The sequence below is a fragment of the Pseudomonas sp. JY-Q genome (assembly GCF_001655295.1).
Classification (GTDB): Bacteria; Pseudomonadota; Gammaproteobacteria; order Pseudomonadales; family Pseudomonadaceae; genus Aquipseudomonas; species Aquipseudomonas alloputida.
In genome coordinates, this window is the sequence record NZ_CP011525.1 from 4,100,794 (window position 1) to 4,113,966 (window position 13,173).

Here is a 13,173-nt window from a genome sequence, read left to right on the forward strand (position 1 = left end):
AGAAGCGAAGCAAAGGTGCCGTCCCGTTCTAATCGAGGCCCGGGCGTTGTTGTCAGACGGCCAATACACGCTACGCAATCGGGAATCGGCGTCGCCAAGACAACTTCGTTCTGGCTGGATAACTTTCCCTTATGACCGAGGCGTCATAAGTCGCCCTTATTACCCCACTCACAAACCCTCTTGGTGCAGTACCACGGCCTGCTCTTACAGTTTGCCCAGACGCAATCGACGCCCTGCCGTGAGAGGCCCTGCGAATGGAACAACAGCGCATCAAATCTTTGATAGATCTGCTTCAGGCCAGCGACCTGAGTGAGCTCACCCTGAGCGAAGCAGGCAGCACCCTGACCCTGGCGCGCCAGGCGGACATGGTCCAGAACACCCCGTCGCCGGCACTCGCTGGGCTAACCGTAGCTACGACTCTGGCCCAGGCCAAACCGCCAGCACCGGCAGCCGCACTCAGCCAGGACATTCCCTCACCGCTGTACGGCATCTTGCACCTGACTCCAGCCCCCGGAGAGGCGTCCTTCGTCACAGTCGGCCAACAGGTCGAAGCCGGCGCAGTGCTGTGCATCGTCGAGGCCATGAAAATGTTCCATCAGATCCAGGCTCCCCGCGCTGGGGTGGTCGAGGCCCTGCTGGCAGAAGCTGGCAGCGAAGTCGACGCGGGCCAGCCCGTCGTGCGCATTGGAGGCTGAAGGTATGTTCAAACGCGTATTGATCGCCAACCGCGGCGAAATCGCCCTGCGCATCCAGCGCGCCTGCCATCAACTAGGCCTTGAGACGGTCATGGTCTACTCCCAGGGAGATGCTGGCGCGGCATACCTGGAGCAGGCCGACCTGGCGCTGTGTATCGGCCCTGCCGCACCGGCGCAAAGCTATCTGGACGCCACGGCGCTGCTGCAAGCTGCGCAGGCGTCGGGCGCACAGGCAGTGCATCCAGGCTATGGCTTTCTTTCGGAAAATGCCGCCTTCAGCGAGGCCGTCAGCGCCGCCGGCCTGACCTTTATCGGGCCCGATGCCGAATGCATCCGCCGCATGGGCGACAAGGTTGCCGCCAAGCGCGCCATGCGTGAAGCAGGCGTCCCTTGCGTGCCGGGGCCAGAGGGGGCATTGCCTGCGGAGCTCGATACGGTTTGCAGCATCGCCGCCGAAATCGGCTACCCGGTCATCATCAAGGCTGCCGGCGGAGGTGGCGGGCGTGGCATGCGCGTGGTGCACAGCGAGCAGGAGCTGGGCCAGGCCGTCAGCGTCACCCGCGAGGAGGCACGCCGCGCCTTCGGCAACCCCGAGCTGTACATGGAGAAGTTCCTCGGCCACCCGCGCCATGTGGAAATACAGGTGCTGTGTGACCGCCACGGCAACGGTGTGTGGCTGGGCAGCCGCGACTGCTCGCTGCAACGCCGGCACCAGAAGGTGCTGGAAGAAGCGCCAGCGCCGGGGATCGAGCCTGACGTACTGGCCCGGGTGGGTGAACGCTGCGTCCAGGCCTGCAGGCATATCGGCTATCAAGGCGTGGGCACCTTCGAATTCCTCTTCGAGGACGGTGAGTTCTACTTCATCGAGATGAACACGCGCCTGCAGGTCGAGCACCCGGTCACCGAGCTGACCACCGGTATCGACATCGTCGAGCAGCAGCTACGCGTGGCCCGAGGCGAAGTTCTGGAGCTGCGCCAGGAGCAGATCATCACCCACGGCCACTCCCTGGAGTGCCGGATCAACGCCGAAGACCCGCACACCTTCATCCCCACACCGGGCACCGTCAGCCGTTGGGACATACCCGGCGGCATCGGAGTGCGGGTCGACACCCACGTCACCACCGGCTACCGCGTGCCGCCGTACTACGACTCGATGATCGCAAAGCTGATCACCCATGGCGCCACCCGCGAGCAGGCCATGGCGCGCATGCGCACCGCGTTGGCCCAGTTTCGCATCGAAGGCATCGCCAGCAACCTGCCGTTGCACCGCAACATTCTGCAAGACCCGGCCTTCATCGAGGGTGCGGTGGACATCCATCACCTGGAGCACTGGCTCAAAACCCGCCAGGCAGGGAACTGAACATGCACATCGACAAACTCCGCCAGTTGATCGGCTGGATGAGCGCGGCCGGGCTGGCCCGCATCGAGCTCAAGGCTCCGGCATTCGAAATCCGCCTGCAACGCAGCGTTGGCGCGCCGCCCCCCGCGCCACCTGCGGCCATCGCGCCACAGCCGCCAGCGGCCGTGCCTGCGGCCAGCATCACAGCCAAGGGCTGCGGGTTCTTTCACGCCCGCCACCCCAGCCGCGACACGCCCCAGGTCAGCCCTGGCCAGGCGGTACGCGCCGGTGACGTGATCGGAGTGCTGGCAGTGGGCGAGCAGTTGTTGGTGGTGACAGCGGATATCGAAGGCACCGCCGGCGACTACCTGGTCGCCGAAGGGCAACTGGTGGACTACGGCAAACCGCTGTTGGCAATGACCGGAACAGGAGCTTGACCCCATGCGCATCGACCTGAACGCCGACCTGGGCGAGGGCTTCGGCCCGTGGAAAATGGGCGAAGACGAAGCCCTGATGGATATCATCTCATCCGCCAACGTGGCCTGCGGCTTCCATGCCGGCGACCCGTTGATCATGGACAACACCGCCCGCATGGCGCTGGCCAGGGGCATCGACCTGGGCGGGCACGTGGGCTACCCCGACCTGCTCGGTTTCGGGCGCCGCCCCATGCAAGTGGATACCCGTGAGCTACAGACCTACGTCACCTACCAGCTCGGTGCGCTGGCCGCCATTGCCAGGGTCAATGGCCACCGGCTGACCCACATGAGTTTCCACGGGGCCTTGGGTAACCGGGTCGCCGCCGACGCAGAACTCGCCGACGCGCTGCTTGGCGCGGTGAAAGCCTTCGACCCACAGATGATTGTCAGTTCCTCCACCAGCCAGGCCATGGAGCGCGCAGCCGACAAGCACAGGCTGCGCATTGCCACCACCTTCCTGGCCGACCGCGCCTACGACAAGGACGGCCTGCTGGTGCCCCGCGCCCTGCCCGATTCGGTGATCAAGGCCCCTGAGCTGGTACGCGAGCGGGTTCGCCAGTTTTTAGATGACGGAACGGTCACTTGTTACACGGGCGAGGTTATTGCAGTACCAGCCTGTTCGATCCTGCTGCACGGCGACAACGCCAATGCGCTGGAGCTGGCCTGGGCCATCCGCCGCGAAATCGAGCAGGGAGGTGGGCAGATCGTGCCGCTTTCCAAGCTTGTCGATTAAATCGCGCCCCAAAACAGCGCACAGATAAGAAACGCTTATTACCCGAGAGCCAAACCGTCTTGTTCGACAATCGGCCCGGGGCTTTAGAGTCAATTCAACGCCTACCTGCTGCAGGGGGTGTCATTCGATGAGGGACGGCCACATGCCATTTTCCGATTACAAAACCGCGCTGGTCACCGGCGCTTCCTCCGGCATCGGCGCCGCCACTGTCGAGCGCCTGAGCCGTGAAGGCATCACCGTTCATGCACTGGCGCGCAGCGCCGACAAGCTCGGCGAACTGGCCGCGCGCACCGGCTGCATCGTGCACGCCGTGGACGTCGCCGACCTGGCCGCAGTCACCCAGGTAGTCGAAGGCCTGGACATCGATATCCTGATCAACAACGCCGGTGTCGACCGCCCCGGCTCGATCCTCAATGCCACCGCCGAAGGCATTGATGCGCTGATCGACGTCAACCTGCGCGCCGTGCTGCACCTCACCCGCCTGCTGGTACCGGGCATGGTGGCCCGCGACCGTGGCCACGTGGTCAACATCAGCTCCATCGCCGGTGCCTACAACTTCGGCGGCAATAGCACCTATCACGCCACCAAGGCCGCAGTGAGCATGCTCTCCCGCAACCTGCGCATCGACGTGTTCGGCAAGCGCGTGCGGGTGACCGAGATTTGCCCGGGCCGGGTGGCCACCGACATCTTCGAACACGTGCATGGCAACGCTGCCGAAACCCGGGCCAAATTCATCGACGGGTTCGAACTGCCCGTTGCAGGCGACATCGCCGATGCAATTGCCTTTGCCATTGCCGCACCGGTAGCAATGAACATCGGCCATATGGAAATCACCCCCACCCTGCAGGTACCCGGCGGGCTGCAGACCACCCGCCCGCAAACCGACTGACCCTACACCGGACAAGAGCGGCGGGCCATGACCCAGCCGCCCCCCACACCGGTTGCGAACGACTTGCTGCCCCTTGACCCGATAGGGTGATTCCCATGTTCAAAGACTTCGATCTGGGGCCGATCCTGAGCGGCGAATACGCCGATCTGTTGCTGCGTGGCGCCGGCCTGACCGCGCAGTTGATGCTGTACGCCTGGAGCCTGGCCATGACCTTGGCGCTGTTACTGGTGGTGGTCCGCCTGACCGGCAAGCCGGTGGCCGAGCGCCTGGTGGCGGGCTATGTGTCGTACCACCGCAATGTGCCAACGCTGGTGCAACTGATGCTCTGGTACTTCGGCGTGCCTACCTTGCTGCCGGAAAGCACGCAACTGTGGCTGGCCAACTTCAGCACCGAGTTCATCTTCGCGGTCATCGCCCTGGGCCTGTGCCAGGCGGCGTACTTCTGCGAAGACCTGCGGGCAGGCCTGCGCGCCATCCCCACCGGCCAGACCGAAGCGGCGCGGGCACTTGGGCTGGGCTACATCCGCTCGATGCGCTACGTGATCCTGCCGCAAGGGGTACGCAACGCCCTGCCCTCACTGATCAACCACACGGTGCTGCTGTTCAAGAACACCAGCCTGGCCATGGCCATCGGCGTGGTCGAACTGACCTACGCGGCCCGCGAACTCGAGAACTACACCTTCCGCACGTTCGAGTGCTACCTGGTGGCGACCTTGGGTTACCTGGCGGTGTCGTTGCTGCTCATGGGTGCCGGCGCATTGCTGGCGCGTCATTTCAACCAGGCGCGGGCGAGGTAAACAGCAATGTTGGATGTATTCGTGATTATCCGCGACAACTGGGAACTGTTCCTGCTTGGGCAGTACCCCCACGGCCCATTGGGTGGGCTGGTCAACACCCTGATCCTGTCGGCGCTGGCACTGCTGATTGCCTTTCCACTGTCGCTGCTGGTGGTCATGGCGCGTATCTCACCGTTCGCCTGGGTACGCTGGCCGGCCACGGTATGGGTCTATGTGCTGCGCGGCGTGCCGCTGATCATGGTGATCTTCTGGACCTACTTCCTGGTGCCGCTGCTCATCGGCCGCAACATCAGTGGTTTCACCACCATGCTCTGTACCCTGGTGATCTACCAGAGCGCCTACCTGTCGGAGATCGTGCGCGCCGGCATCCAGGGCTTGCCCGCCGGCCAGGCTGAAGCCGCCCGCGCCCTTGGGCTGGGCTACTTCCGTACGTTCGGGTGGGTGATCCTGCCCCAGGCGCTGTTCAACGCCCTGCCGAGCCTGATCAGCCAGTTCATTTCCATCATCAAGGAAACCACCCTGGGCTACATGATCAACGTGCAGGAGATGACTTTCGCCGCCAACCAGGTCAACAACCAGTTGCTGACCCAGCCGTTCCAAGTTTACGCGATCCTTGCAATCACCTACTACCTGCTGTGCTACGGCCTCACCCGCGTGGCCACCGCCGTGGAGCATCGCATCGAGCGCAAGCGCCAGGGTGACCGCGCCAGCACGCCCAGCTCCCCCACCGGCCCTACCCTGACTGCTTCCGAACCTTCGAGATGACCGCCATGAAGCCCATGATCATGTTTGCCAATGTCGACAAGTGGTACGGCGAGTATCGCGCCCTGACCACCATCAACGCCGAAATCCGCCAGGGTGAAGTGGTGGTGGTGTGCGGGCCCTCCGGCTCGGGCAAATCCACCCTGATCCGCACGGTCAACCGTCTGGAAGCGATCCAGGGCGGCCAGATCCTGTTCGAGGGCCACGACATCCACGGCACCGACGCCAACCTCAACCGCCTGCGGTCGCGCATCGGTTTCGTGTTCCAGAGTTTCAACCTGTTCCCGCACATGTCGGTGCTGGACAACATCACCCTGTCCCCCACAAAGCTGCGTGGTCTGCGCCAGGGCGCGGCAAGGAAGCAGGCCATGGAGCTGCTCGACCGTGTCGGCATGGCGCACAAGGCCGGCGCCTACCCAGGCCAGCTGTCCGGCGGCCAGCAGCAGCGTGTGGCGATTGCCCGGGCATTGGCGATGGAGCCGCCGGTGATGCTGTTCGATGAGCCGACCAGCGCCCTGGACCCGGAAATGGTCGGTGAGGTGCTGCAGGTAATGCGCAGCCTGGCGCGCGACGGCATGACCATGATGTGCGTGACCCACGAGATGAACTTCGCCCGCGAAGTGGCCGACACGATCTGGTTCATGGATGCCGGCGAAATTCTCGAACGGGCCACCCCCGAGCAGTTCTTCAGCACACCGCAGCATCCGCGTGCCCAGCGGTTCATCAGCGATCTGAGGGCCCATTGAGGCCTGCGGATACCCATTTTGCCCAAACCGTCCATTTTTCGAGGATCACTCCCATGCGTATTGCGCACGCCAGTCTGGCACTGATGCTGTTCCCCCTGATGGCCGCCACGGCCCAAGCCGACCAATGGGCCGACATACAAGCCCGGCAGACCCTGGGCTGCGGGGTTTACTCCGACGTGCCGCCGTTTTCTTCCCCCAACCCCCAGACCCGCCAGCTCGAAGGCATGGACGTCGACCTGTGCACGGCGCTGGCCCAGCAACTGGGGGTTAAGCTCGAACTTAAACCGCTGTCCGGTGAAGCGCGTATCGCCGAGGTGAAGATGGGCCGGGTCGACGTGGTGGTGGCCAACCTGGCGTACACCAAGACCCGTGCCCAGCAAATCCAATTCTCCGACCCCTACTACGTGGCCAAGGAAGTGCTGGTGGTGAAAAAACCGCTGGTCGACAAACCGCGCGCGTTCTTCGAAGGCAAACGCATCAGCGCCACCAAAGGGTCGACCTCCGAGCAATCCATCCGCATGGCCAAGGCCACCCCGGTAACGTTCCAGGACACAGGCTCCGCCTACCTGGCGGTGCAGCAAAACAAGGTGCTGGGGGTGGTGACCAATACCATGTCTGCCACCAAACTCGTCAGCCAGGCCAAGGCCGGCGGCGTCGACCTGGGCATTACCGCCGAACCGATGGCGCTCGAACCCATTGGCGTGGGCATGAAGCTGGACCAGCCGGCATTGCTCGCCAAGGTCAACCAGGCACTCTACGCGATGGACCAGAGCGGCCAGATCGACCAAATCTGGAACAAGTGGATCGGCCCGCAGACCGAATACAATTTGGTACGGGAAGAGCGTGTGCAGAAGCTGACTGACATGAAGTTCGAAGCCCTCGAATAAGCCCTTTGCTCCTTGGCCCGGCTGCCCATCAGCCGGGCTTTTTTCGTCTGGAGCCTATCCATCCGATTCCCTTATGACTCCACAGCAAAGCGCTATTTGGGCAGCCAGCAGGTGCACTTTTAAGCTGTAGGCAGTGTTCCCTACCGTGAAGCCAACGCCATGCCCAGTATCGCCGAACGCCTGAACAACGTGTCCGTTTCCGCCTCCGTCGCCATGACCCAGAAAGCCCGCGAGCTCACCGCACAGGGAATCCAGGTGATCAGCCTGTCTTCCGGCGAACCGGACTTCCCAACCCCTTCCCATGCCATCGAAGCTGCCCATGCCGCCGCCCTGGCCGGCGATACCAAGTACCCGGCCATCGAGGGTACCCCAGCCCTGAAGCTTGCCATTCAGCGCAAGTTCAAACGCGACAACAACCTCGATTACGAGCCCTCGCAGATTCTCGTGGCCGGCGGTGGCAAGCAGGTGATCTTCAACGCCATGCTCGCCACCCTCAACCCCGGTGACGAAGTGGTCATCCCCACCCCGGCCTGGATCAGCTACGCCGACATAGTCAGGTTCGCAGGTGGTGTGCCGGTACCGGTGCCCTGCAGCCAGGCCAACAACTTCAAGCTCGGTGCCCAGGACCTTGACGCAGCCATCACCCCCAGGACCAAGTGGCTGCTGCTCAACTACCCTAGCAACCCCACCGGTTCGGCCTGCTCACGCCAGGAAATGGTCGCCATCGCCGAAGTGATGCTGCAATACCCACACGTCTGGATCATGACCGATGACATGTACGAGCACCTGATCTACGACGGGTTCGAATTCTGCACCATTGCCGAAGTGGAGCCGCGCCTGTATGACCGCGTGCTGACGGTCAACGGCGTCTCCAAGGCCTATGCCATGACCGGCTGGCGCATGGGTTACTGCGGCGGCCCCAAGGACCTGATCAAGGCCGTGAGCAACGTCAACACGCAAAACAGCGGGGGCGTCTGCACGCTGACCCAGGCTGCTGCCACGGCAGTGCTCAACGGCCCCCAGCAATTGCTCGGCGAGCGCGCAGCGATCTACCAGGAACGCCGCGACTTCGTGCTCGGCCGCCTGGCCGATATCCAGGGGCTGACCTGCCACAAGCCGGAAGGTGCGTTCTACCTGTTCCCGAACGTGGCCGCCTTTATCGGCCGCACCACAGCCAAGGGCCGCAAGATCAGCAGCGACACCGACTTCTGCATGGCGCTGATGGAAGAACATCACGTCGCGACCGTGCAGGGTGCCGCGTATGGCCTGAGCCCGTTCGTGCGCCTTTCCTATGCCACCAGCCTTGCGACGCTGGAGCAAGGTTGTGATCGCATCGCAGAGTTCTGCGCGACGATGCGCTGATTGCCAGAAAGCAAAATGGGCTGCATTGCAGCCCATTTTTTTTTGCCTATGCCGGCTAGTGATTCAACCGCGCATCTCGATCACGCGGCCAACCCCAGCCAGGTAGCACTCGATCGCTGCGTCGGCGGCAATCGCCTCACGCGGCGACGCTTCGACGAAGCGAATGCGGCTACCAATCGCCGCCTGCCCCAGGCGCCACAAGTCTGCCTCGATCACCCCGGCAACCTTGGGATAACCCCCGGCGGTATTGGCATCGCTCAACTGCACGATCGGCTCGCCACCCGGCGGCACCTGCACCACCCCCGGCACTAAGCCGTAGGAGCGCATCTCGCGGCTTTGCTCTGCCTGGATCGGTTCGCCTGCCAGACGGTAACCGGTACGGTTGCTCTGCGCCGAGATCTTCCAGGACTGCGCCCAGAACCGTGTCAGGTCATTGCCGAACCAGTGCGCCTCCCCCGCAGGGATCGCGCGTAACGCAAGCGCACCGTCAGCTTGCACCGGCAAGGCCTGGGCCATGGCGCAGGACGGTGGGCGAACGCCGAAGCCTTCGGCGCCAATCGACAAGGCGTTGGCTTGCCCGACCGCCAGTTCATCCCCTGCCTGCAACGCCCGGCCTTCGAGGCCACCGAAGCCGCCACGCAGTGCCGTGCTGCGCGAACCCATCAACTGCGGCACATCGATACCACCGGCCACGCACAGATACACCCTGGCGCCTTGGCGCGGATGGCGTATTTCCAGCACCTGCCCGGCCTTGACCGGCAATGCCCACCACGGCAACAACTCCCTGCCATCGAGGGTGGCACGTCCATCGGCGCCGGTCAGGGCGATCACCCCGTCAGCGCTGAAGCGCACCTTCAGCGGGAAGGTTTGCACTTCCACGGCAGCGCTACCAGGGGCGTTGGCCAGCATCAAGTTGCCGGTCCGCAAAGCCAAGCTGTCCATGGCCCCAGCGGTGGCCACGCCAATGTGCCGATGGCCTTCGCGGCCCAGGTCCTGAACGGTGTTCTGCGGGCCGGTAGCGATGACTTCAATCACAATTCGATCCTCTCAGGCAGGAAACAGACGGTATCGCCAGGGGCAAGCAAGGCAGGTTGCGCAGCGCTGGCATCGAACATCACGGTGTCGGCAAAGCCGATCGAGTTCCAGCCGTTCGGCCCATCGAGCACGGCGATGCCCGACTGCATGCCGCCAATGGTGACCATGCCCTTGAGCATATGCAGCGACGGCACCTGCTTGCGCGGCATGTACAAGGCGGGGTCGAGGCCACCCAGGTAGCCGAAGCCAGGTGCACTGGCCACGGCAAACACGCTGTAGCGCGACTGGTGATGACGGCGCACCACTTCTTGGTCGCTGAGCCCGGCGTAGTCACACAGCGCCGGCAGGTCGATGGCGTGCTCGCCGCCGTAATGCACGGCGATCTCGTGGGTGCGCCCGGCTCGATGCAGCGGGTCGGCCGTGCGCCACAGGTGTTGCAGTTGCTCGATGACCGGCGCGGGTTCGGGCGGAATCTGGCGGAACAGCACCAGCAGGTTGGTCATGCCCGGCACAACGCTTTCCACCTCGGGGCGTGCAAGCAGGGCCTGCGACAGCGCCCAGATCCGCCGCTGCGCCTCAAGGGTAAGTTCGCCCGGGGCTTCTAGCAGGTAGGCGCGTGCGCCGATCAGCGAGACGCGGGCCGCCGGTTCGGCAAGGTGAACGGTGAACGGCTCCATCGCTTGCAAGGGTTGGTTCATTGGCAATTCCTGTCACAGGGTGTAAGGGTCAGGGGCGGGCTTGCAGGTCGACCTGCGGCAGGCGCCAGGTCAGCCACATCGCCAGCAGCGCCGCCAGCGCGCAGAGCAGCAGCCCCGCGCCGATGGCCTGGGCCAATGCAGTGCGGGCCAGCGCCAGCCAATCCGCCGGCAGCGAAGCGGCGCCACTCATCAGCACCTGCGGGTCGCGCAGGCGCTCGAATGCCGCAGACTGGCCAGCGGCATCCAGCGCAAGGCGCATGCGCTGGGCGTACAACACATTGACCAGCGAGCCCATCAACGCAGTGCCGACCAGCCCGCCCACCAGGCGCAACGACTGCTGCAAGGCGGTGGCGATGCCCAGGTGCTGGCGTTCAGCGAGGGTCTGGGTGAACACGCTCAGGTTGAGCAAGACGAAGCCAAGCCCCAGCCCGGCCAGCAGGATGAGTGCTGCCAGTGCCGGCATGCGGCTGCCCAGCCCCACCGCCGCCAGCGCAGCGCAGGCGCAGCACAAGCTGGTGAAGCCGGCCAGGGGCAGCCAGTTGGGGTTGGCCAGGCGGGTCATCAGCCGGCTGTTGACCATCGCTCCCAGCGTGATGCTTAGCGCCAGCGGCGTAATCAGCATGCCGGCCTGCTCCGGCGAAAAACCGTACCCGCCTTGCAGCAGCAGCGGCAGGTAGAACAGCAAGGTGAACATCACCCCGCCTGCCAGCAACGCCAGGGTGAACAACAGGCGCATGCTGCGCTGGGTGAACAGTGCCCCAGGCAACAATGGCGCGCTGCAGCGGCGCTCCTGGTAGATCAGTGCCAGCAATGCCAGCAGTGACGACAGGCCAAGCCCCACGCTCACGCCCTGGGCGCTGCGCCCCAGGCCCTCGACAAAAAGTTGCAGCCCGCCAAGGGCCAGCACGATCAGGGCCGCACCCAGCCAGTCCAGACGGGCGGGCACATGCACCTGCGGTCGGTACCACGGCAGGTAGCGCCAGGCGAAGAACAACGCCAGCAGCCCTAGCGGCAGGTTAAGCCAGAACACCGAACGCCAGCCAAACTGGCCAGTCAGGTAACCGCCCAGGCCTGGGCCAATGGCATTGACCACGCTGAACATGGCACTCAGCAACAACTGCCAGCGCAGGCGTTGCCGGGTGTCGGGAAACAACTCCGGTACGCAGGCGAACGCGGTGCCGACCAGCATGCCGCCACCAAAACCTTGCAGCACCCGCCCGGCCACCAGCCAGGGCATGCTCTGGGCCAGCGCGCAGGTCAGCGACGCGAGCATGAAAATTACCGTGGCCACCAGCACGAACGGCTTGCGCCCGTAATAGTCGCCCAGGCGCCCAAACACCGGGATGGTGACGATGGACGACAGCAGGTAGCCCGTGGCCACCCAGGCGTACAGGTCAAAGCCATGCAACTGCGCGACAATGCTCGGCAGCGCGTTGCCGATCACTGTCTGATCCAGTGCCGAAAGCATCAGCACCAGCGAAATACCCAGCATGGCCAACAAGGCCTGGCGGAAGCTCAATGCAGCGGGTTGGGCGGTCATCTGGGCACTCACGGGGTGGACGGGAAGGCTGTGTGTCAAGGTAAAGGCGCAGGCCAGGTGTGACCAAGACGACTTCGCTCTGTACGAATAAGCCCGACTTATGACCCCGCACCAGATTGGCGCAGGCGCACGCTTGGAGTGCCGATGCGCGCCCCTCGCCGCCAGCGAAACTCCGGTCATAGGCTGTACTTATGGCCCCGCGTGCATTTGGCGCGGTGTTTGCAAAGCTAGGCCTACACTGATTGACCGAGCACCCGCCAATGAACCTGCGCCGCCTCAAGTACTTCGTGAAGATTGTCGATATCGGCAGCATGACCCAAGCCGCCGATGTGCTGCACATCGCCCAGCCGGCGCTGAGCCAGCAGTTGGTGACGCTGGAGGCAGAAATGCAGCAGCAGTTGCTGATCCGCACCAAGCGTGGGGTAACTCCTACCGAGGCCGGCAAAGTGCTCTACGCCCACGCCCAGTTGATCCTGCGCCAATGCGACCAGGCGTTGAGCGATGTCACTTCCAGCAGCCAGGCGCTGACCGGTAGCGTGTCGGTGGGCCTGGCCCCCGGCACGGCCGCGTCGAGCCTGGCGGTGCCCTTGCTCAAGCGGGTCCGCGAGCTTCACCCTGGCATCACCCTCTACCTGAACGAAAACTACGGCGTCACCCTCAGCGAGCTGATCATGAGCGGGCGCATGGACATGGCTGTGCTTTACGGCGGGCGCGAAATCCACGGGTTGAACTTCATCCCGCTGCTGCGCGAGATACTGTACCTGGTCAGCGCCGACGATGAACTGGCCAACCGTGCTCAACTTCCGCTGGCACGTGTTGCCCAGATGGATCTGCTGTTGCCACGGCAATACAATGTAGTGCGCCGGCTGGTGGACGAGGCCTTCGCCCGCCTGGCACTGGCCCCCAGAGTAATCGCCGAGGTGGAGTCGGCCAGTACCCTGCGCAGCGCCGTGGCCGACCGTTTTGCAGCGACCATTCTGCCGGAATCGGCGGCGCGGGCAGTGGGTACCCAGAGCGGCGCGCATTTGAGCCGTATCGTCGAACCGATGATCGAGGCGCCACTGACACTGTGCCTGTCCGCGCACCTACCCTTGTCGGTGCCGGCACAGGCAGTAAAGGCCATTTTGTTGGAACTGGTGGCGCAGATGCGCGGGACGCTCTCTTCGGCGGCGTAGGGGCAGGCTCCTGCAGCTGCAGCAGGCCCTGTTAACGCC

14 protein-coding genes are annotated in these 13,173 nt (G+C 64.1%); 11 read left to right on the forward strand and 3 right to left on the reverse strand.

What is annotated here, in order from left to right:
* The first annotated feature begins 254 nt into the window (after positions 1-254).
* From AA098_RS18600 to AA098_RS18645, 10 genes are all read left to right on the forward strand, one after another.
* Complete coding sequence (locus AA098_RS18600) at positions 255-695, forward strand: acetyl-CoA carboxylase biotin carboxyl carrier protein subunit (protein ID WP_054888932.1); 441 nt, start codon at positions 255-257, stop codon at positions 693-695.
* 4 nt (positions 696-699) lie between these two features.
* Entirely contained in the window at positions 700-2,055 is a 1,356-nt protein-coding gene (gene accC, locus AA098_RS18605) for an acetyl-CoA carboxylase biotin carboxylase subunit (RefSeq protein WP_054888931.1), read from the forward strand.
* Positions 2,056-2,057: 2 nt separating this feature from the next.
* Entirely contained in the window at positions 2,058-2,471 is a 414-nt protein-coding gene (locus tag AA098_RS18610; protein WP_054888930.1) for a hypothetical protein, read from the forward strand.
* Between the two features lie 4 nt (positions 2,472-2,475).
* On the forward strand, positions 2,476-3,243 hold the full coding sequence (locus tag AA098_RS18615; protein WP_054888929.1) for a LamB/YcsF family protein: 768 nt from the start codon (positions 2,476-2,478) through the stop codon (positions 3,241-3,243).
* Between the two features lie 142 nt (positions 3,244-3,385).
* A complete protein-coding gene (locus AA098_RS18620) occupies positions 3,386-4,132 on the forward strand; it encodes an SDR family oxidoreductase (protein ID WP_054888928.1) in 747 nt (248 codons plus the stop codon).
* A gap of 95 nt (positions 4,133-4,227) precedes the next feature.
* The gene (locus tag AA098_RS18625) at positions 4,228-4,929 is read left to right on the forward strand and encodes an amino acid ABC transporter permease (RefSeq protein WP_054888927.1); all 702 of its coding nucleotides are present in this window, start codon (positions 4,228-4,230) and stop codon (positions 4,927-4,929) included.
* Between the two features lie 6 nt (positions 4,930-4,935).
* The gene (locus AA098_RS18630; protein ID WP_054888926.1) at positions 4,936-5,694 is read left to right on the forward strand and encodes an amino acid ABC transporter permease; all 759 of its coding nucleotides are present in this window, start codon (positions 4,936-4,938) and stop codon (positions 5,692-5,694) included.
* A gap of 14 nt (positions 5,695-5,708) precedes the next feature.
* Positions 5,709-6,437: an amino acid ABC transporter ATP-binding protein gene (locus AA098_RS18635; RefSeq protein WP_177331655.1), complete on the forward strand. Its 729-nt coding sequence runs from the start codon at positions 5,709-5,711 to the stop codon at positions 6,435-6,437.
* 53 nt (positions 6,438-6,490) lie between these two features.
* Positions 6,491-7,324 (forward strand): ABC transporter substrate-binding protein, encoded by an 834-nt coding sequence (locus tag AA098_RS18640; RefSeq protein WP_054888925.1) that lies wholly within the window; start codon positions 6,491-6,493, stop codon positions 7,322-7,324.
* A gap of 159 nt (positions 7,325-7,483) precedes the next feature.
* Positions 7,484-8,686 carry a pyridoxal phosphate-dependent aminotransferase gene (locus tag AA098_RS18645; RefSeq protein ID WP_054888924.1) on the forward strand — a complete coding sequence of 401 codons (1,203 nt, stop codon included), beginning with the start codon at positions 7,484-7,486 and terminating at the stop codon, positions 8,684-8,686.
* Positions 8,687-8,749: 63 nt separating this feature from the next.
* Here AA098_RS18645 and AA098_RS18650 read toward each other — a convergent pair whose 3' ends face one another.
* Genes AA098_RS18650 through AA098_RS18660 form a run of 3 tightly spaced genes read right to left on the reverse strand, consistent with a single transcriptional unit; the run spans position 8,750 to position 11,959 of the window.
* Positions 8,750-9,721 (reverse strand): biotin-dependent carboxyltransferase family protein, encoded by a 972-nt coding sequence (locus tag AA098_RS18650; protein WP_054888923.1) that lies wholly within the window; start codon positions 9,719-9,721, stop codon positions 8,750-8,752.
* Positions 9,718-10,419, reverse strand: a complete 702-nt coding sequence (gene pxpB / locus AA098_RS18655; RefSeq protein WP_054888922.1) for a 5-oxoprolinase subunit PxpB — start codon at positions 10,417-10,419, stop codon at positions 9,718-9,720. The genes AA098_RS18650 and pxpB overlap by 4 nt, the downstream gene beginning before the upstream one ends.
* A gap of 28 nt (positions 10,420-10,447) precedes the next feature.
* A complete protein-coding gene (locus AA098_RS18660) occupies positions 10,448-11,959 on the reverse strand; it encodes an MFS transporter (protein WP_064614898.1) in 1,512 nt (503 codons plus the stop codon).
* Positions 11,960-12,219: 260 nt separating this feature from the next.
* On the opposite strand from AA098_RS18660, the gene nac reads away from it, so the two are divergent.
* Entirely contained in the window at positions 12,220-13,134 is a 915-nt protein-coding gene (nac, locus tag AA098_RS18665; RefSeq protein ID WP_064614900.1) for a nitrogen assimilation transcriptional regulator NAC, read from the forward strand.
* The last annotated feature ends 39 nt before the right edge of the window (positions 13,135-13,173 follow it).

Excerpts from the sequence above, each read along its gene's own strand:
- AA098_RS18600 (WP_054888932.1), top strand. The coding sequence starts at position 255 with ATGGAACAACAGCGCATCAAATCTTTGATAGATCTGCTTCAGGCCAGC.
- accC (WP_054888931.1), top strand. The coding sequence starts at position 700 with ATGTTCAAACGCGTATTGATCGCCAACCGCGGCGAAATCGCCCTGCGC.
- AA098_RS18610 (WP_054888930.1), top strand. The coding sequence starts at position 2,058 with ATGCACATCGACAAACTCCGCCAGTTGATCGGCTGGATGAGCGCGGCC.
- AA098_RS18615 (WP_054888929.1), top strand. The coding sequence starts at position 2,476 with ATGCGCATCGACCTGAACGCCGACCTGGGCGAGGGCTTCGGCCCGTGG.
- AA098_RS18620 (WP_054888928.1), top strand. The coding sequence starts at position 3,386 with ATGCCATTTTCCGATTACAAAACCGCGCTGGTCACCGGCGCTTCCTCC.
- AA098_RS18625 (WP_054888927.1), top strand. The coding sequence starts at position 4,228 with ATGTTCAAAGACTTCGATCTGGGGCCGATCCTGAGCGGCGAATACGCC.
- AA098_RS18630 (WP_054888926.1), top strand. The coding sequence starts at position 4,936 with ATGTTGGATGTATTCGTGATTATCCGCGACAACTGGGAACTGTTCCTG.
- AA098_RS18635 (WP_177331655.1), top strand. The coding sequence starts at position 5,709 with ATGATCATGTTTGCCAATGTCGACAAGTGGTACGGCGAGTATCGCGCC.
- AA098_RS18640 (WP_054888925.1), top strand. The coding sequence starts at position 6,491 with ATGCGTATTGCGCACGCCAGTCTGGCACTGATGCTGTTCCCCCTGATG.
- AA098_RS18645 (WP_054888924.1), top strand. The coding sequence starts at position 7,484 with ATGCCCAGTATCGCCGAACGCCTGAACAACGTGTCCGTTTCCGCCTCC.
- pxpB (WP_054888922.1), bottom strand. The coding sequence starts at position 10,419 with ATGAACCAACCCTTGCAAGCGATGGAGCCGTTCACCGTTCACCTTGCC.
- AA098_RS18660 (WP_064614898.1), bottom strand. The coding sequence starts at position 11,959 with ATGACCGCCCAACCCGCTGCATTGAGCTTCCGCCAGGCCTTGTTGGCC.
- nac (WP_064614900.1), top strand. The coding sequence starts at position 12,220 with ATGAACCTGCGCCGCCTCAAGTACTTCGTGAAGATTGTCGATATCGGC.